Raw genomic sequence first — 18,075 nt, forward strand, 5'->3', positions numbered from 1 at the left:
TTCTCCTTCCTCCGCCCTTCATCCGTCGGTGACGCCTCCGCCCCCCCTAGCCCCACCGTGCCGGTTGGCCCCCCCCCCCCTCCCCCCCCCCCCCCACTGCCGTACATGTTGTACGGATCACACGGTGGCCGTTACGGCGTGACCTTCTCGATCACGACGCTGCCGGTGCCCGCGGCGGTGCCGCGGCTGTTCACCAGGTGGACCTCGCCGAAGAACTGCCGGCCCTCGGGGGCCGCCCCGGCGACCGAGACCTCGGCGGTGATCTGGGCGGAGGCGCCGTTGGCCAGGTTCACGGCCTTCGACTCGTCGACCTTGATCGTGCCGAGCGACGGTGCGTAGTACACGTCGCGGTAGTCGTACGTGGTGGTCCCGGCCGGGACGTCGTAGCCGTCGATCACGACGGTGTACGTGCCGGCGGCGGGCTTGGCCAGGCTGACCGCCTCCTCGGAACCGGCCGTGGTGGACTTGCCCACCTCGGCGTCGCCCCGGTAGACGTACAGGTCCAGGTCGGCGTTGGCGTCCGACGTGCCGCCGATGGCGACGTCCAGCTTCTCGACGCCCTCACCGATGGTGACCGTGTACTCCTGCGTGTCGCCCGTCTTGATCGACGGCTTGTCGACCTTGGCCGAGCCCAGCGAGCCGCCCTTGAGCGAGCCGACCAGGTCACCGGCGTTGTTGGTGGCCTTCCAGGTCACCGAGGCGGGCGTGCCGATCTTCGCCTCGGCGATGGTCTGCACCGCCGGGTCGAAGGTGGCGCCGAGCAGCGAGACATCCAGCTTGTACGGGTTGTCCAGCAGCGGCGACGTACGGCGTGCCTCGACCTCGATCTCCCAGACGCCCGGCTGCGGGTCCTTGTAGGAGCGCACGTCGGGGCGGCAGGTGTTGGTCGGGTTCTCGTAGTTCGGGTAGCAGAAGATCGTGGAGCTGTCCTCCATCTGCACCCCGTACGGGTGGATCGAGATGAAGCGGGTCTGGCTGCCCGAGCGCAGCGCGCCGATGGCGACCTCAAGGGTCTTGGCGCCCTCCGGAACGGTCAGGAAGTACGACTTGCTGCTGTTGCGCTGCACCGAGTCGGACGCCTTGAACGCGTAGGCGGGCTTCACCAGCTTCGTGGAGACGACGACCGTGGTGAGGATCTGCTGGTCCACACCGGAGGTCTTGCTGTCGTCCACCTTCAGGATCGCGCTGTGCACGCCCGCGCTGCCCGGCTTCGCCTGGACCTTGACGGTCACGGGCTTGTCCAGCGGCAGGGCGACGGTGGCCGGACCGACCAGCTTGAAGGTGCCGTCGTTGTTCTTCCACGACAGCTTGTGCTTGACGGCCTTGTCCGGGCCCGTGGTGCGGGTGACCGTGACGTCGTACGTCTTCGCCTGGCCGGCCTTGAGGCCGCCCTCGCGGTCGTACAGACCGGTCCCGAAGCCGGGGGTCTTCAGCGCGAAGTCGATCGCGGTGTCGACCGGGGCCTTCACCGAGTACTCGTGCGCCGGGGCGCCCTGCTTCTCGATCTGCTTCCAGGCGCCGACGATGTCGATCAGGCCGGAGCCCTGGGCGTGCGCGGGCACGCCCTTGATGTGGGTGGCGGTGCTGGTCAGCGCGGTGCGCAGATCGGCCGGGGGCAGCTCGATGTGCTTCTGCTTCGCGGCCGACAGCAGCAGCGCGGTCGCGCCCGCGGCCTGCGGCGAGGCCATCGAGGTGCCCTGCAGCATGGAGTAGCCGGCCGGCAGGTCGTAGCCCGACTCCTTGACCGGGCCGCCGGGCAGCCAGGTCTGGGTGGTGTTGATGGCCGAACCCGGGGCCGTCAGGATCGGCGCGAAGCCGCCGTCCTCACGCGGACCGCGCGAGGAGAAGGGCAGCATGTCGTACTTCTTGGTGACGTTCGAGCCGTAGTTGGCGGCCCAGGTCTCCTTGGAGATCGACGCGCCGACGGAGATGACGTGGTCGGCGAGGCCGGGGTCACCGATGGTGTTGACGCCCGGACCGTCGTTGCCGGCCGAGATGACCAGCTGGACGCCGTACATGTCGATGAGCCGCTTGTAGAGCGCGGCGCGGGCGTTGTTGCCGTCGTTGAGCGGCGGCAGACCGCCGATCGACATGTTGACGACGTCGACGCCGCGGTTCACGACGAGGTCGATCATGCCCTCGGTGAGCGCGATGTTGGTGCAGCCGCCGTCCCAGGTGCAGGCACGCGAGGAGACGATCTTCGCGCCCGGCGCGGCACCGTTCATCTTGCCGCCGAACAGGCCGTTCGCGGCGGTGATGCCCGCGACGTGGGTGCCGTGCTCGCTCTCGATGACGCCGATGCTGACGAAGTCGGCCTTGTCGCCCGCCGCGTTGTAGACGACGCTCTTGCGCGACTCGACGGTGAACGGGACGCGCTCGACGACATCGGTCCGCGGGTCGTCCTTGCCGAAGTAGGAGACCTGGTGCTTCTCCTTGTACGGCTTCATGGTGGTGTCGTTGGTGAAGTCGGCGTCGTCGTTCAGGTCGACGCGGACGGCGCCGGTGACCGGGTCGTAGAGCACGGCCCACACATCGGTGGTGTCGCCGTCCCGGTTCAGGTCGCCCTTCATGTCGCCGCCCTTGGTGGCGGCCTCGGCGAACAGCTTGATCCGGTAGTCGCCCTGGGGCGCCTTGTACGTACGGCCCTTGTACGTGAACGTCGGGCCGGTCACGGCGTCCGTCATCCGCAGCCAGGTGCCGTCGCCGTCACTGACCGGGTCGGTCGCGGTCACCCAGTCGACGATCTTGCGCGCGCCGGTGGAGGTCTTCTGCAGCGCCGGGTGGCCGAGGTCGACACCCGAGTCGAGGATGCCGATGGTCACCCCGCGGCCGTCGGCCTTCGGGTGCTGCTGGACGAAGTCGACCGCGCCCGTCTCGAAGGACGGGTTGTACGGGTTCTTCGCCGGGGTCTTCTTGCCGGGCGCCGGGTAGGAGCCGGTCGACCTGGCCCTGGTCTTGGCACCGGCCGCCCGGTCGGCGGCGGGCGTCGGGTCGTCCAGCTTGATCTCCTGCTTGAGATCGATGCCGTGGACGGACGACAGCTTGGCGGCCGCCTTGATGGTCGCCTCGGCGGTCGCGGTGGGCACGGTGGCCCGTACGTAGCCGAGCTTGTCGTACGCACGTCCCAGCACGGAGCCCTTGACGGCGTCCAGCTGCTTGGTGACCTGCTCGGTCGCACCGGGAGCGGTGGCGACCATCATCGTGATGTTCTTCTCGCCCTCGGCCTTCGCCTTGGCCAGAAGCTGCTCGTCGTTGGTGCCGAGCTTGTCGGCCGTGGCGCCCTCGGCGGCGGACTTGACCGGAGCCGGGGCAGGAGCGTCGTCGGCGAAGACGGGGGCGGCGCCGGTGGCGGCCAGCGCGGCCACCAGGCCGGCGGCAGCCGCGACCCGGGCCGCGCGTCTCGCCCCGGGTATGGAACTGGGGGACTCGGTGGTCATCAGCATCCCTGGATATGAAAGAGAGAGTCCGGAATTCGGTACCGGATGACCGCTCACCCTTTCGTAAATGACAGGGGTTTGTGGAGAGTTGGAGGGGACTGGATGTGGACATGGCGGAATTCCGCCACCGGGGCTGGTGTGCCATCAGGGATGAAGCGGGGGATAAGTGACGCCCGTGACCGGATCCGCCGTTCTCAGCGGGGCAGGATCATCACATACGCCGCCGGTTCGCGGTCGGCCGCCGCCATCAGCGCCGTGCGCACCACGACCGCCTGCTGCTCGCTCGCGTCGCGGAGCTTCCTCGGCGCGAGGCGGACGACGGTGACGCCGAGCCGCTCCAGATGCTCCCGCTCCGCGGTGCACCCGGACCACTCGGCCCCGTGCTCCCGCTCCTCCCGGCACCGCCCGTCGTCCGGGCCGCCGCGCCTCGGCGCCCTGATGTCCAGCTCCACGGCGACCGCCTGCTCGGGCCAGTAGGCGTCCACACCGCCGAGACAGGGGCCGCCGGGCAGCCGCAGATCCACGTTCCACAGCGGCTCCGGCAGGCCGTACGTCCGCACCATGTCGTACAGCCGGGCCTCCGCCAGCGCCCGCCCCTCGGCGAGGAACGAGTCGACGGCCTGCACCACCTGCGGTCGGCCCAGCAGCTTCGCCCGGCTCAACTCGCTCACGACGGCGGCCGGTTCGCAGTGCCCGCCGCGCACCGCCTCGATCAGCAGCCCGCGCACGGCCAGGGGGTCGCCGAGCCCGGCGACCGCGTCCGCGAGCGCCCGCTCCACGGGGGCCACGGGCAGCCCGCGCACCTGCTCCGCACGGGGCGTTCCCGAGGAGCGCACCGGATGGACGTACCCGACCGGGCGCAGCCGCCGGGTGCGCGGCACCAGGACGTCGATCACGGCCGCCGACGCGGGCGGCGGCGCGGCGGCGAACCCGTGCAGGGCGAGCGCGGCGAGCCCGGTGAGCATGGCCTCGCCGTAACCGGACTCCGGCTCGGCCTCCCGCCCCGGCTGCGCCGGTACGCCCCGGCGGCCGGAGGCCGGTGGCCGGCCGGCGTACAGCAGGGCGGAACGCAGCCGTTCCTCACCGGTGGGCGGCTCCGGGTGCAGCACATACACGCCGGGCAGCGGCTGCTGCCACGGCCCACCGGCCCGGCAGTGCGCGGCGGCCTCCGCGGCGGACACCCCCTGCGCCCTCAACTGCGCCGCGGACAGCACGCGTTGGCGGACATCGTCGGCGATGCGGGGGTGGCAGGGGGAGAGTGGGGTGTTCTGGGTCATGTTCCGGGGTATCCCGCATGCCGTGGCGGCGCTAACCCCTGTTACATGCTCGTCGACAATTCAGGACAACGCCGTCCTGATGTGCGCACGTTCGACGACCGAAAAGGGCCGCCACGGCCTCTTCCGGCAGCTCGCTCCGGTCGAGGACGGCGCCGGGACCGCCCGGCCCCGGCGCCGTCCGCCGGACATCAGATCCCGGCCCCGGCCTTCGCCGCGCCCGCGTCGCACGCCTGCGCCCGCAACGCCCGCGCCAGGTCGTCCCGGGCCTCCAGCACCAGCCTCCGCAGCGCCGGCGCCGCGTCCTCGTGGGCGGCCAGCCACGCGTCCGTCGTGGTCAGCGTCGACGGGTCGTCCTGAAGGGCCGGGAACAGGCCCTTGACCACGATCACCCCGATCTGGATCGACCGCTCGGCCCAGACCCGCTCGATCGCGTCGAAGTACTTGCCCGCGTACGGCGCGAGCAGTTCGCGCTGCGACGACTGCGTGAAGCCCGAGATCGTCGCCTCCACCAAGGCGTTGGACAGCGCGTCCGACTCCACGACGCCCGCCCAGGCCTGCGCCTTCACCGCGGCGGAGGGCCGCGAGGCCAGGCACCGCACCTGGTGCCGCTTGCCGGACGCCGTGTCGTCGCGGGCCAGCTCGGCGTCGATCACCGACTCGTCGGCCACCCCGTGCGAGGCCAGCGGGGACAGGAACGCCCACCGCAGCTCCTGGTCGACGTCGAGCCCGTCGATCCGGGCCGAGCCGTCCAGCAGCCCGGACAGCAGCTGGAAGTCCGCCTCCGAGTCGGCGACCGACGCGAAGAACCGCGCCCACGCCAGCTGGTGCTCGCTGCCCGGCTCGGCGATCCGCAGCTCCCGCAGCGCACCCTCGGACAGCGCCCGGCCGCCCTCCTCGCGCCACCCGGGCGCCGCGTACTGCACCAGCGAGGTCCGGGTCCAGGCGTGCAGCATCTGCAGCACGCCGATGTCGGACTCCCGGCCCGCGAAGGCCAGCACCAGGGAGACGAAGTCGCGGGCCGGCATCAGCCCGTCCCGGGTCAGGTTCCACAGCGCCGACCAGCACAGCGCCCGCGCCAGCGGGTCCGTGATGTCGCCCAGGTGGGCCCGCAGCGTGGCCAGCGACACCTCGTCGAAGCGGACCTTGCAGTACGTGAGGTCGTCGTCGTTGACCAGGATCAGCTCGGGCCGCTCGGCCCCCGCCAGCTCCCCGACCACCGTGCGCGGCCCCGCCACGTCCACCTCGGCGCGCGCGTACCGCACCAGGTCGCCGTCGGCGGTCCGCCGGTACAGCCCGACCGCGACCCGGTGCGGCCGCAGCTCCGGGTGGGAGTCGGCCGCCTCCTGGAGGACCGCCAGTTCCGTGATCCGGTCCGCCGCGTCGTAGGTCGCCACCGGCGTCAGCGAGTTGACGCCCGCGGTCTGCAGCCACGACCGCGACCAGGCGGCCATGTCCCGCCCGGACGTCTCGGCCAGCACGGACAGCAGATCGCCCAGCTGCGTATTGCCGTAGGCGTGCTTCTTGAAGTAGCGCCGGGCGCCCTCCAGGAACGCCTCCCGCCCCACGTACGCCACCAGCTGCTTCAGGACCGAGGCGCCCTTGGCGTAGGTGATGCCGTCGAAGTTCAGCTTGGCGTCCTCCAGGTCACGGATGTCGGCCGTGATCGGGTGCGTGGACGGCAGCTGGTCGGCGCGGTACGCCCAGGACTTGCGGTTGTTGGCGAAGGTGATCCAGCCGTCCTCGAAACGGGTCGCCCCGACCATCGCGAAGACGCCCATGAAGTCGGCGAAGGACTCCTTCAGCCACAGGTCGTCCCACCACTGCATGGTGACGAGGTCGCCGAACCACATGTGCGCCATCTCGTGCAGGATGACGTTGGCGCGGCTCTCGTACGCGGCCTGCGTCACCTTGCCGCGGAAGATGTACTCCTCGCGGAACGTGACACAGCCCGGGTTCTCCATCGCGCCGAGGTTGTACTCGGGCACGAACGCCTGGTCGTACTTCCCGAACGGATACGGGTAGTCGAAGTTGTCGTGGAAGAAGTCCAGGCCCTGCTTGGTGATCAGGAAGACGTCGTCCGCGTCGAAGTGCCGGGCGAGCCCCTTGCGGCACATCGCGCCGAGCGGGATCTCCAGCGTCGTACCGTCCTCGAACGTACGGCTGTAGAAGTCCGTCACGTAGTGGTACGGACCGGCGACGACCGCCGTGATGTACGTGGCGATCGGCTTCGTCTCGGCGAACCGCCAGGTCTCGCCGTCCCGCGACTCCTCCGCCCCGTTGCTCCGGACCGTCCAGCCCTCCGGCGCCGTCACCTGGAAGCGGAAGGGTGCCTTCAGGTCGGGCTGCTCGAAGTTGGCGAAGACGCGCCGCGCGTCGGCGGGCTCGTACTGCGTGTAGAGGTAGACCTCGCCGTCCTCGGGGTCGACGAACCGGTGCATGCCCTCGCCGGTCCGGCTGTACGCGCACTGCGCGTCGACCACCAGGACGTTCTCGCCCTCCGGCAGCTCGTCCAGCGCCACCCGCGCGCCGTCGAAGACGACGGCGGGGTCGAGCGACCGCCCGTTCAGCGTCACCGCGTCCACGGCCGGCGCCACCAGGTCCGCGAAGGTCGACGCCCCCGCCCGCGCGTTGCGGAACCGGATCGTGGTCACCGAGCGGAAGGTCCGCGGACCGGCGGCGGCGTCCCCGTCACCGTCGGGCCCGTCCACGGCGGAACGCAGATCGAGTTCGACCTCGTAACCGTCGACGGTCAGTAGCTCGGCCCTCACGCGGGCCTCGTCACGGGACAGGTTCTCACCGGGCACGGGCACACTCCTTTGTGTCACGTTCGAATAGTTTTGATCCTCCCATGCCACCACTCGGCCCGGCATACGGGAATGGCCGGTGCGCCCCGGGGCGTTCTGGCGGGCAGATGCGAGCGCCCTTATGAGGAGAGACATGTCTGACAACAGCACGGCGACCGGCAGGACCCCCGTCGATTTCTGGTTCGACCCGCTCTGCCCCTGGGCCTGGATGACCTCCCGCTGGATGCTGGAGGTGGAGAAGGTCCGCGACGTCGAGGTCCGCTGGCACGTGATGAGCCTGTCCGTCCTCAACGAGGACAAGATCGACGAGCTGCCCGAGGAGTACCACGAGCTGCTGGAGAAGGGCTGGGGCCCGGTCCGTGTGGTGATCGCCGCCCAGCAGAAGCACGGCGACGAGATCGTCGGCCCGCTGTACACCGCGCTCGGCACCCGCTTCCACAACCAGGGCGAGGGCCCCACCCGCGAGGCGGTCCTGGGGGCGCTCCAGGACGTCGGCCTGCCGGCCGAGCTGGCGGACTTCGCGGACTCGGACGTGTACGACGCCGAGCTGCGCGCCTCCCACAAGGAGGGCATCGACAAGGTCGGCCAGGACGTCGGCACCCCGGTCATCGCCGTCCCGGGCGCGGACGGCGAGCAGATCGCCTTCTTCGGCCCGGTCGTCACCCCCGCCCCGAAGGGCGAGGAGGCGGCGAAGCTGTGGGACGGCACGCTGCTGGTGGCGTCGATCCCCGGCTTCTACGAGATCAAGCGGACCCGGACCCAGGGCCCGATCTTCGACTGACCTGCCGGGTGCGGTGCGAGTCCCGGCAGCCGCCCGGCCCCGCGCCGTCCTTGTCCTTGTCCAGGTCGAAATCGCCCGGATGCGGCGGCGGCGGACCGGGTTCCTGTTGCACCGTCCACCAGCGACGGCCGTACCGGGCCTCGTCGGTCTCCACCCGCATCACCGCCACCTCGGCGGCGGTGACATGGGCGGTGCGGTACTCCTCGTACTGGTCGAACCCCTGACCGTCCACGCTGAACAGCGTCTGCCGGGTCCACACCACCGGCCCCAGCCGGTCGGCCGGCAGGTCCGGCGCGGTCTCCTCCCGGACCTCACGTATCGCGGCCCGCACGTAGTCCTCGCCGTCCTCGACCCCACCGCCGACGGTGAACCACCATCGGGCGCCGTCCCGGCCCGGGGCCCTGCCGCACAACAGCAGCAGCCGGTCATGCTCGTCGATCAGCAGTACCCGTGACGTCCACCGCTTCCGAAGTCCCGTGTTCCGAAGTCCCATGGGACGCAACGCTGTCCACCGCTCCCGCGGCCCGGCGCCCGGCCGCGGTCAGAGCCAGGGTGACCGCGAGCGAGGCCACCGCCATCACGGTCATCGCCGTCGCGGGGGAGGTCCGCTGGGCGACGGTGCCGGCCAGCGTCGCCGCGACGCCCTGCACGGTGAGCATGCCGGAGGAGTGCAGGCCGAGCGCCTGACCGGTGAACTCGTCCGGGGTCAGGGCCATCAGCCGCTCCTGGAACAGCAGACTCGCCGAGAACCCGACCGAGGCCAGCACCGTCAGGGCGAACGCCAGGGGGAGCGCCGGGCGCGCGGCGAAGAGCAGATACGGGGCGGCCAGGAGCAGCTGCAACGGTGTGGCCAGCCGCCCCCGCCAGTGCCGCGCGACGAACCGGCCCGCCACGGTGTCCCCGACGAGCATCCCCAGCGCGGAGAAGGCGAAGAGGAGCCCGGCGTGCTCGGGTGCGTACGGGACGAACAGCGACTCGCAGCCGACGATCAGCCCGTTCGGCACCCAGAGCGCGAGATAGACCCGGCGGCGCGGGCCCGAGGACCACAGCACGGCGTTGATCCGCCAGGTCTCGGCCGCCGAAGGCCGCCCGGCGGAACGGGGCGGCCGACGCGCCAGCCCGAACCGGGCGACGACCGCACCCGCCAGATACAGGGCGGCGGCGACCAGCAGCGTGCCGCGCGCGGACAGCGTCGCCACCAGGAGCCCGCCGAGCGCGAACCCGCCGATCTGCATCAGGCCGGAGCACATGTTCAGTACGGAACGCCCCAGCAGATAGCCGTCCTTGGGCAGCACCTCGTTGAGCAGTCCGTACCGCACACCGCCGCCCACGGCCGCGACCAGCCCTTCGGCCAGGATGATCGCGAAGACCACCGGCAGCGGCAGCCCGGGGACGGCGAGGACGGCGGTGGCCAGCCCGAAGGCGAGTGCCATGCCGGTCATCGCGGCCCGGGGCGGCAGCCGGTCCGCCGCCGACATCAGCACGGTCGCCCCGATCACCTGGGCGAGCGAGGAGCCGAACATGGACAGGGCGGCGAGCAGCGGCGAGTCGGTCGCGGCGTAGACGAGGGTGCCGAGGGCCAGCCCGCTCGTCGTCGACGCGGCGACCTGGACGGCACTGGTCGCGAAGAGCGGTCCGAACTGCGGCGTACGGAAGAGTTCCCGGTAGGTGCGCATGCGGGGAGTCTCGGCGGCCGTCCGGGGCGGCCGTTACAGTTTCGCGTGTCGGCGAAACGTGGAGGCATGACGTCGTGGGCCTGTGGCAGATCAACACGGACACGCTGGCCGGGAGCCGGTTCGTCGTCTCACCGCTCGCCGAGACCCTCTCCGCCCTGAACTCCCTGGAGCGGGGCCGGCCCGAGCACCCCGGCGAACGGGCCTGGCTCGACGCCCATCTGCCCGCCTACCGCGCCCGGCAGGCCGCCGACCCGGTCGCGGCCCTTCTCGTACCGGCGGCGCTCGGCGGCAGCTGGAACGCGGACTTCATCACCCCGACGCCGACGGGCGAGGGCGCCCCGTCCTTCGAGGAGGAGCTGGTTCCCGTCCGGGCGACCACCCCCGAGCGCGCCCGAGCGGACCTGGCGGTGTCGCTCGGCGGCGGCCCCCTCCCGGCGCTCCTGGACCGCGACGACCTGGCCCGGCGGGCCGCCGACGTCCTGCACTGGGTCTGGCTGCACACCGTCCTGCCGGACTGGCCGCGCCGCCGCCGGATCATCGAGGCGGACATCGTCGCGCGGACCGGACAGCTGAGCCAGGGCGGCTGGGCGGCCGCCCTGGGCGGTCTGCGCCCGGGGATGCGGTGGCTGGGCGAAAGCCGGCTCCGGATCAACGCGCACGACTACCCGCCGAAGCAACTGTCCGGCGCACGGCTGCTGTTCGTCCCGGTCACCCAGCGCTCGGGCTGGGTCTCCTGGGACGACGAAGCCCGGCGCTACGCGGTCGTCTACCCCTGCTCCGGCACCCTGGCCGACGCGGACCGGGCCCGGGTCCCGGACAGCCTGGCCCGCCTCCTCGGCCCCGCGCGAGCGGCCGTCCTCGTCCTCCTCGCCGACCCGAAGAGCACCACCCAACTGGTCGCCCTGACCGACCAGGCCCTGGGCTCGGTCGGCCGCCACCTCAAGATCCTCCTGGACGCGGGCCTGGCAGACCGCCGCCGAACCGGCCGCTCCGTCCTGTACTTCCGCACGGAGGCGGGCGACGTACTGGTGGGGGCGCAGCGGGACGGTTGAGGGGGGTGGCCGCTCACTTCTTCAAAGAGGCCAGGGTCGATGACATCGGCTCTGCCGACGGGGTGACGCGGCCCGACCCGCCCTCTTCCGGGAGCCGGGCGAGTTCGGTGAGGGCCGGCAAGGGGGAGAGCCCGCGGTCGGCAGCGGAGCGCAGGCGGTCCCGCCATACGAGGCCGGCTTCGTAGTGCTCGTCGTCCGCGTAGTCCTGCGGCTCGAAGCTCGCCGCGTTCTCCGGGGCGGAGGCCCAGAGGCATCCCAGCACCCCGCGCTTGCCCAGAACGGGGACGTACTGCACTTCGCCGGCTGACGAACGGCACTCTCTTTGCCCTCGCTCGCGAACTCGGGGTCGTGGTCAACCCCGGATGCCTCTCTGGCAGGGTTGGCGGATGATCGAGCGCGAAGATTCCCGCCCTGACGAACGGTCGGCGCAGGCACTCCAGTCGTTCCTCGCCACGCTGTGGAGTCTGGTCGTCGATGAGGACGGTTACACCGATGGTCACCCGTCCTGGCTCGAACCCGAACTCAGGAGCGACCAACAGGGCAACGGTCCCGCCGACGCGGGGACGAGCGCGCTCCAGCGGGTGCTGGCGTGCGGTGTGGACCCGGACGATCTGACCGACCTGGTACGGGAGAGGCAGCACGAAGTCCTCTACAACGTCTGTCAGTTGATCGACGATCCCGGACTGCTGGGAATCGGGCTGGACCACGAGGGATCCCGGCCCGCGGAGTTCCGCTGGGAGCTCGTGGCGGTCCGCGACGAGGAGCCGGCCGGGCGGGCGCCGGTCCACGGGCTGCACTCCTCGCTCGACGAACTCGACCCCAGCGGCCGTCACGGCGAGCCGCGCGGCCGCCCGATTCCCGCCCGGCTGCCGGGCCACCCGCTCCACGCGAGGCTCGCCCTCGCCCACGCACGCGCGGGTGACCGCATCCAGGCGATCAAAATCTGGCGCAAGGCGACCGGTGCGACCGTGACGGAGGCGAAGGCGGCCATCGACCTACTGCTCGACCGAGTGGGGAAGGACCCGGGAAGCGCGTCCTGAGCCCACTCGGGGCGCGGTCCTGCCTGCGCGTGGGAACCTGACGCCGATGTTCGCGGGCATCATCGACCGCGTCGCCGAGGCGCGAGTACGGCACGACCTGCGCGAACTGGCCACCGAGGGCGGCAAGGTCCAGTACGACCATTTCGAGCTCGGCGGTACGTACCTGCACGTCAAGGGCGCCGCCGACGAGATCCCGTGGGACGAGGTAACCCGCCTGGCCGTGAACGCCAGCCAGCTCGCCATCACCGTTCCCCACCTGCGACGCCGTATGGAGGGGCTCAAGCTCAAGGCGGACGGCCGCCGGGAGAACTACCGGGTCGGCGCGGACAACACCCTGTACATCGAGGACAAGGGCCTGAGCAACTGCCGGAAGGCGATCATCTGGTCCGTCATGTCCCACATCGCGGAATCCATCGACGCGGAACCGCGGTGACCGTTACTACGGGCAGGACCCGCACGGGGCGCGCGGACCAGTCGACGACGCGTCCGCCCGCGCGAGCGGTGTAGGTGTACGGCTCGCCGGCCCTGAGCCGTATGACGGCCTCCCACTGACCGTGGTCGAGCCAGCGGAAGGTGCGGTCGCGGTGCTCCGCGTCAAACCCGGAGAGCAGGGTCCGTACGGAGACCCGCATCCAGATCAGCGCCTGCGTGGGGGTGGCGGCGTGCTCGGCCCGTACGAGCAGTCCGTCGGCGGTGACCTCGCACCGCCAGGTGGTCCTGAGGGGCCGCCTCACGTCAACTCCGTTTGACCGATGGTCAGATGGACCCAGACGGTTTTGCCGGGATCGCGCGGCCGTACGCCCCACTTCGCGGCGACCGCGTCCACGATGACCAGGCCACGGCCGGAGAGGTCGTCGAGCGTGGGGGTGCGGAGCGTGGGCATCCGCCACTGGTACGAGTCGGAAACCTCCAGTACGAGCGTGCCGTTGCGACGGCGTAAGCCCAGTTCGAAGTAGTCGCCGGTCCCTTTGGCGTGGTTGACCACGTTGGTGCTCAACTCACTTGCGAGCAGGGTTGTTTCGTCGATGAGCCCACCGAGTTTCCACTCGGTCAGGATGCTCTCGACGTGGCGTCGAGCGGCGGGGACGGAGTCCCTGCGGGCCCGGAACCTCTTGATGTGCGTGCGCCCGGACATGGGTCCCCCAAGGTCGTGGGTGGGCAGGCGGATTCACGGTCACGGAGTGCGCCCATTCCGCGGCGCGGTGTGACGCAAGCCACGCTAGAGGTAGGTTCTGACGAAAGGCAAGCAAGTCGTGAATGCAAGCTTGCATTCACCCGCGAGGGTCAAGTCGCTAGCGCCTGCGAACAGTTAGTGGGCACACTGGCTTGGAGAGTGAGGGGGACGTATGCCCGCAGGTGGGAAGCCCACGGTGCGTAGCCGCCGGTTGGGGGCGGCGCTGAGGCGCCTTCGCTTGAACGCGCTCCTGGACCAGGAACATGCCGCCGAGGCGGTGGCGTGCTCAACGGCCAAGATCAGTCGGATCGAGTCCGGGACGGTCAGCGCCCGCGTGGGCGATGTGCGTGTGCTGCTCGACCTGTACGAGGTCGAAGACGCGGCAGAGCGCAAGAGGCTGGAGAAGCTGGCCCGTGACAGCAACAAGCGTGGTTGGTGGCTGAACTTCCCGTTCCAGTCACCCGCACTTGACCGGCTGGGCGACTTCCTCTCGTTGGAGACGGACGCCACGTACATCCGCGCCTGGCAACCGGTCTTCATTCCCGGTCTGCTCCAGACACCGGACTACACCCGGGCATTGACCGAGGCCAACCCCGAAGTGCTCAGCAGCGAAGCGGCCGACGAGATCGTGAAGGTGCGGCAGGAGCGGCGCCGGGTGTTCGAGGAGTCGGGCGCGCGGTTTGCCGCAGTCATCTGGGAGCCGGCCATATCCGGCCCGATGCCCTCGGCGAACGTTCATCGCGATCAACTTGCCCATCTCATCAGGATGGCCAAGCAGCCGAATGTGACGCTCCAGGTGCTGCCCCACACCGAGTGGGCGGCAGCACGCGTCGCGCCGGCCTTCGTCGCACTGTCCTACGCGCACGAAGCCTCGCCGGAGGCCATCGTGCAGGACACGCTGGTCAACAGCGTCATTCTGGAAGATCATGAAGACATGGCGGGGTACGTCCACGCCTTCGACGCGCTCCGGTCCGCAGCTCTCACTCCGGATCGGAGTCTCACCTTCATCCGGAAGACTATGAACGGCATCATCGCGGAGAACGAGGAATCGTGAGCAGCCAGGAAGTTGTCAGCCCATTCGTGAAGTCGTCGTTCTCCGGCGGCGGGTCGGCCAACGAGTGCGTCGAGGTCGCCCACACCGCCGACGGTGGCCGCGCCGTCCGGGACAGCAAGAACCCTGGCGGCGGGCTCCAGTTCTACGCCCCCGAGGGGTGGGCCGCGTTCGTCGACGGGGTGAAGGGCGGGGCCTTCGGAGGCTGACGCACCCGGGTCCGCTGCGCTAGACGTGCGTGAGCAGGCGCTCCAGCGGCCGGGGAACGTGCTTGGGGTCCAGGTGCGCGATCAGCGCCTGCGCGTACAGCGCCTTGCGGCCGCTGTGCGTGCCCATGAACCGTCGCAGCTGGTGTTCCACGGGGCGCTCCCGCTGTGCCGGCTGGCCCTGGAACGTACGGAAGGGGCGCATCTCGCCCTGGGCCTCGATCACCTGCTGTACGCCCTCGGCTCCCAGGGCGCGGATCAGCTCGTCCTCCAGGTCGGCCACGCACACCTGGAACCCGAGGGTCTCCAGTCCGGCGCGGGTGAGGTCGGAGCCGAGCCCGACCCTTTCCAGATGGCGCCGGAAGTGCCCCTCCTCGCCGATGTCGCAGAGCCCCGCCAGCGGGAGGCCGAGCCCCGGCGGGCCGCACACGTCCAGGAAGCGCCCGATGCTCATCGCGCCGCCGAGCGGCACCACCGCGACGCCCTCCGCGCCGAGGTCGCGGCCGTGGCGCGTGGCCAGTGCTTCGATCGCGACCTGGTCACTGCTTCCCTCGACGAGCACGACCGTCCGCACACCGCCGGCCAGCTCCCGCGCCTCCTCGGCTGCCGCGTCCGATCCCGCTCCGCCTGCCGCCCATATAACCGCCGCCTGGCTGAATCGCCTCAACTCGTCCACGAGACCTCGCTTCCCGACGCCATCCTGCATGGCGGGGATCCCGTACGCATACACGTTTTCCCGACCCATGTCGTCCAGGGACGGCCCGGCCGGTGACCGCCGACCGGATCACCGGACGACCGTCCCCGGCGGGGACGAAGGTGGGCCCACGCGCACCACGCGTGGGCCCACAGTCGTCGGTGTCCGGGATCAGCTCGGCTGGTCCCCGGTGTAGCGGTAGATTCCGCCTGCTGAGTTGACGTGCCATACGGTGCCGTCGGCTGCTACGCCGATGTCGACGGCGTTACCGGGGATGCCTACCCACGGGTTGGCGTCGTAGCCCGTGTAGCGGTACATCTGGCCCAGGGAGTTCACGCCCCAGACGTGGGTCCTGGACCCGACCGAAATGCGGGTCAGGCCGCCTGAGACGGAGACCCAGTCCGTGGAGCCCTGGTCCCCGGTGTAGCGGTAGATTCCGCCTGCTGAGTTGACGTGCCATACGGTGCCGTCGGCTGCTACGCCGATGTCGACGGCCTTGCCGGGGATGCCTACCCACGGGTTGGCGTCGTGACCCGTGTAGCGGTACATCTGGCCCAGGGAGTTCACGCCCCAGACGTGGGTCCTGGACCCGACCGAAATGCGGGTCAGGCCGCCTGAGACGGAGACCCAGTCCGTGGAGCCCTGGTCCCCGGTGTAGCGGTAGATTCCGCCTGCTGAGTTGACGTGCCATACGGTGCCGTCGGCTGCTACGCCGATGTCGACGGCCTTGCCGGGGATGCCTACCCACGGGTTGGCGTCGTGACCCGTGTAGCGGTACATCTGGCCCAGGGAGTTCACGCCCCAGACGTGGGTCCTGGACCCGACCGAAATGCGGGTCAGGCCGCCTGAGACGGAGACCCAGTCCGTGGAGCCCTGGTCCCCGGTGTAGCGGTAGATTCCGCCTGCTGAGTTGACGTGCCATACGGTGCCGTCGGCTGCTACGCCGATGTCGACGGCCTTGCCGGGGATGCCTACCCACGGGTTGGCGTCGTAGCCCGTGTACCGGTACATCTGGCCCAGGGAGTTCACGCCCCAGACATGGGTCCTGGACCCGACCGAGATCGAAGTGAGACCACCGGAGATGTTCTTCCAGTCAGCCATGTTCCTGTCCCCTTACCTCGAACCTTGCGAGGGGAATCTTGCTGCTCGGAGGGGTCACCCAAACGGCCTGATATGACGATTGGCTACAGAGATAAGCCAAAAATCGCCGTTTGGCCGTCTTCGCCCCTCTGCCTGCTGGGCGGGTGGCCCACTCGCCTCACCACGAGGAGGCTGAATCTGCCGTAACCCACAAGGGAACGAGAGCGGCGCCAGGAATCCGGTCTGCCGGATGATCCGACGAAACGACTCAGCCCAGGGTGCGGGCCCGTTCGAGCACTTCGGCCGGGGCCTTGGCCACCGAGCCGGTGTCGAAGGGGGGTTGCGGGTCGTACTCGGTGTAGAGCTGGATCGCCTGGGCGGTCACGTCGTCGGTGAGCAGGGCGGCCAGCCGGACGGCCATGTCGATGCCGGAGGAGACCCCGGCCGAGGTGATCACCCGGTCGTGCCGTACGACCCGTTCGGGGGTGTAGACGGCGCCGTACGACTCCAGGTCGGCGCCCGCGTCCCAGTGGGTGGTGGCGGTGAGGCCGTTCAGCAGGCCGGCCGCGCCGAGCACCAGGGAACCGGTGCAGACCGAGGTGGTGAAGCGGGTGCCGGCGTGGATCCTGCGCACCCAGTCGAGGAACGCGGGGTCGGCCACCATGGTCTGGAAGCTGCCCCCGCCCGGGACCAGCAGGACGTCGCAGCGTTCCACGTCGGAGTACCTGGTCGGGACGTGCACCGGCAGGGAGCCCAACACGTCCTGCACCAGGCCGGGTTCGGCTGTGACGAACTTGACGGTGGCGCCGGGCACGTACGCGAGGATCTCGTACGGACCGATCGCGTCGAGCGGTTCGAAGCGGTCGAAGAGCGGGATCACGATGTCCATGCTCGGCAGCCTAAGGGGCAGCCCTCAGCCATCGCCGGGGGCGGTGGAGTCCGGGGCCTTCACGTGCCGAGCCACTCCGTGACCTCGACCACGTCCCCGACGCTCACCGTGCCCTCGCAGACCACGGCGTTCTTCGCACCGAAGCTGACCCTGTTCCCGTACTCCGGCTCGCGCCGGTAGGTCGACAGGGTGCGGATCGGTTCCGGGCCCGCGCGGTGGCCGGTGGCCTGGTCGACCATGGGGACGGCGCACCGCGTCGCCCGTACCGAGTGGGCGAGTTCGACGGAGCCGATGGTCATCCGGCGTACCCGGTCCTCGAAGTGGGGTTCGTGGTTGCCGGTCAGGACGATGTTGGGGCGGAAGCGGTTCATGGGGACGGGCTTCGCGTCGCCCCGGGCGGTGATGCGGGCGTTGAGGTCGTCCAGGGAGGCCGTCGAGGCGACCAGCACCGCGTGCGCGTCGGCGAAGTTGACCTTGCCCGGGGTGTCGCCCCAGCCGTCCCGGTCGAAGCCGGGAGCCACCCGTACCAGACGGGACTTCACGCCGAGTGCGTCGGAGAACCACTCCGCGACCGCGTCGCCCTGGTCGATGGCCGCGCCGAGCGGGCGGTCGAACATGCTGACGTCGAGGCGCGGGCCGTGCGGGTCGACGTCGAGGTGGAGCGGTTCGATGCCGGCGGTCGTCAGGGCCAACGTCGCGCCCGTGGCCAGGACTTCGACGCTGATCGCGGCCATCGCGGGGTGCGTGCGCTGACTGCGGAAGGCGCCGTCCGCCGCGTCCACCACCATGAACGTACGGTCGTGTTCGAGGCCGGTGCCGAGGAGTTGCGCGGAGTCGACCGTGGTCCCGGCGCAGCCCTTGACCGGGTAGTAGGCCAGTTCGCTGACGGTGATCGTCATGGTGTCCCCTCCGGG

18 protein-coding genes are annotated in these 18,075 nt (G+C 70.5%); 6 read left to right on the forward strand and 12 right to left on the reverse strand.

From position 1 onward, the window contains the following. Positions 1-131 precede the first annotated feature (131 nt). The 3 genes from ACFV8T_RS04345 to pepN all read right to left on the reverse strand — a co-directional run bounded on the left by ACFV8T_RS04345 (position 132) and on the right by pepN (position 7,518). Positions 132-3,443: a S8 family serine peptidase gene (locus tag ACFV8T_RS04345; RefSeq protein ID WP_385324377.1), complete on the reverse strand. Its 3,312-nt coding sequence runs from the start codon at positions 3,441-3,443 to the stop codon at positions 132-134. Positions 3,444-3,631: 188 nt separating this feature from the next. Next, a complete protein-coding gene (locus ACFV8T_RS04350; protein WP_385324380.1) occupies positions 3,632-4,714 on the reverse strand; it encodes a hypothetical protein in 1,083 nt (360 codons plus the stop codon). Positions 4,715-4,902: 188 nt separating this feature from the next. After that, entirely contained in the window at positions 4,903-7,518 is a 2,616-nt protein-coding gene (gene pepN, locus ACFV8T_RS04355) for an aminopeptidase N (RefSeq protein WP_385324382.1), read from the reverse strand. Between the two features lie 133 nt (positions 7,519-7,651). Here pepN and ACFV8T_RS04360 point away from each other — a divergent pair, with 133 nt between their 5' ends. Further along, positions 7,652-8,299, forward strand: coding sequence for a DsbA family protein (locus ACFV8T_RS04360; RefSeq protein ID WP_385324384.1), 648 nt, complete (start codon positions 7,652-7,654; stop codon positions 8,297-8,299). Here ACFV8T_RS04360 and ACFV8T_RS04365 read toward each other — a convergent pair. Both ACFV8T_RS04365 and ACFV8T_RS04370 read right to left on the reverse strand, forming a co-directional pair. Continuing rightward, on the reverse strand, positions 8,262-8,792 hold the full coding sequence (locus tag ACFV8T_RS04365) for an NUDIX hydrolase (protein ID WP_385324386.1): 531 nt from the start codon (positions 8,790-8,792) through the stop codon (positions 8,262-8,264). The genes ACFV8T_RS04360 and ACFV8T_RS04365 overlap by 38 nt on opposite strands. Continuing rightward, positions 8,725-9,975, reverse strand: coding sequence for an MFS transporter (locus ACFV8T_RS04370; RefSeq protein WP_385324389.1), 1,251 nt, complete (start codon positions 9,973-9,975; stop codon positions 8,725-8,727). The genes ACFV8T_RS04365 and ACFV8T_RS04370 overlap by 68 nt, the downstream gene beginning before the upstream one ends. A 74-nt stretch (positions 9,976-10,049) precedes the next feature. Between ACFV8T_RS04370 and ACFV8T_RS04375 the strand changes: the two genes are divergently transcribed. Next, a complete protein-coding gene (locus ACFV8T_RS04375) occupies positions 10,050-11,027 on the forward strand; it encodes an ArsR/SmtB family transcription factor (RefSeq protein WP_385324392.1) in 978 nt (325 codons plus the stop codon). A 13-nt stretch (positions 11,028-11,040) separates the two neighbouring features. On the opposite strand, the gene ACFV8T_RS04380 is transcribed toward ACFV8T_RS04375, so the two are convergent. After that, positions 11,041-11,322 (reverse strand): hypothetical protein, encoded by a 282-nt coding sequence (locus ACFV8T_RS04380; protein ID WP_385324394.1) that lies wholly within the window; start codon positions 11,320-11,322, stop codon positions 11,041-11,043. A gap of 91 nt (positions 11,323-11,413) precedes the next feature. Between ACFV8T_RS04380 and ACFV8T_RS04385 the strand changes: the two genes are divergently transcribed. Both ACFV8T_RS04385 and ACFV8T_RS04390 read left to right on the forward strand, forming a co-directional pair. Then, positions 11,414-12,067, forward strand: a complete 654-nt coding sequence (locus tag ACFV8T_RS04385; protein ID WP_385324396.1) for a hypothetical protein — start codon at positions 11,414-11,416, stop codon at positions 12,065-12,067. Positions 12,068-12,113: 46 nt separating this feature from the next. Further along, positions 12,114-12,500, forward strand: a complete 387-nt coding sequence (locus tag ACFV8T_RS04390) for a hypothetical protein (protein WP_385324399.1) — start codon at positions 12,114-12,116, stop codon at positions 12,498-12,500. Here the strand turns inward: ACFV8T_RS04390 and ACFV8T_RS04395 are convergent. Continuing rightward, entirely contained in the window at positions 12,457-12,801 is a 345-nt protein-coding gene (locus ACFV8T_RS04395) for a hypothetical protein (RefSeq protein ID WP_385324401.1), read from the reverse strand. The two genes, ACFV8T_RS04390 and ACFV8T_RS04395, sit on opposite strands and share 44 nt — an antisense overlap. Next, positions 12,798-13,202 (reverse strand): ATP-binding protein, encoded by a 405-nt coding sequence (locus ACFV8T_RS04400; RefSeq protein WP_385324404.1) that lies wholly within the window; start codon positions 13,200-13,202, stop codon positions 12,798-12,800. The genes ACFV8T_RS04395 and ACFV8T_RS04400 overlap by 4 nt, the downstream gene beginning before the upstream one ends. 211 nt (positions 13,203-13,413) lie before the next feature. Here ACFV8T_RS04400 and ACFV8T_RS04405 point away from each other — a divergent pair, with 211 nt between their 5' ends. Both ACFV8T_RS04405 and ACFV8T_RS04410 read left to right on the forward strand, forming a co-directional pair. Then, a complete protein-coding gene (locus ACFV8T_RS04405) occupies positions 13,414-14,295 on the forward strand; it encodes a DUF5753 domain-containing protein (protein WP_385324407.1) in 882 nt (293 codons plus the stop codon). Further along, the gene (locus ACFV8T_RS04410) at positions 14,292-14,501 is read left to right on the forward strand and encodes a DUF397 domain-containing protein (RefSeq protein WP_385324409.1); all 210 of its coding nucleotides are present in this window, start codon (positions 14,292-14,294) and stop codon (positions 14,499-14,501) included. The genes ACFV8T_RS04405 and ACFV8T_RS04410 overlap by 4 nt, the downstream gene beginning before the upstream one ends. A gap of 19 nt (positions 14,502-14,520) precedes the next feature. On the opposite strand, the gene ACFV8T_RS04415 is transcribed toward ACFV8T_RS04410, so the two are convergent. The 4 genes from ACFV8T_RS04415 to ACFV8T_RS04430 form a co-directional block, all read right to left on the reverse strand. Further along, positions 14,521-15,174 (reverse strand): TOPRIM nucleotidyl transferase/hydrolase domain-containing protein, encoded by a 654-nt coding sequence (locus ACFV8T_RS04415; protein ID WP_385324769.1) that lies wholly within the window; start codon positions 15,172-15,174, stop codon positions 14,521-14,523. Between the two features lie 189 nt (positions 15,175-15,363). Continuing rightward, the gene (locus ACFV8T_RS04420) at positions 15,364-16,293 is read right to left on the reverse strand and encodes a tectonin domain-containing protein (RefSeq protein WP_385324412.1); all 930 of its coding nucleotides are present in this window, start codon (positions 16,291-16,293) and stop codon (positions 15,364-15,366) included. Between the two features lie 247 nt (positions 16,294-16,540). Next, on the reverse strand, positions 16,541-17,161 hold the full coding sequence (locus tag ACFV8T_RS04425) for a DJ-1/PfpI family protein (protein WP_385324415.1): 621 nt from the start codon (positions 17,159-17,161) through the stop codon (positions 16,541-16,543). 59 nt (positions 17,162-17,220) lie between these two features. After that, entirely contained in the window at positions 17,221-18,060 is an 840-nt protein-coding gene (locus ACFV8T_RS04430) for an MOSC domain-containing protein (RefSeq protein WP_385324417.1), read from the reverse strand. Between the last annotated feature and the right edge of the window lie 15 nt (positions 18,061-18,075).

Origin of the sequence: Streptomyces sp. NPDC059832 (assembly GCF_042731715.1) — a bacterium.
In the GTDB taxonomy this organism is placed as follows: Bacteria; Actinomycetota; Actinomycetes; order Streptomycetales; family Streptomycetaceae; genus Streptomyces.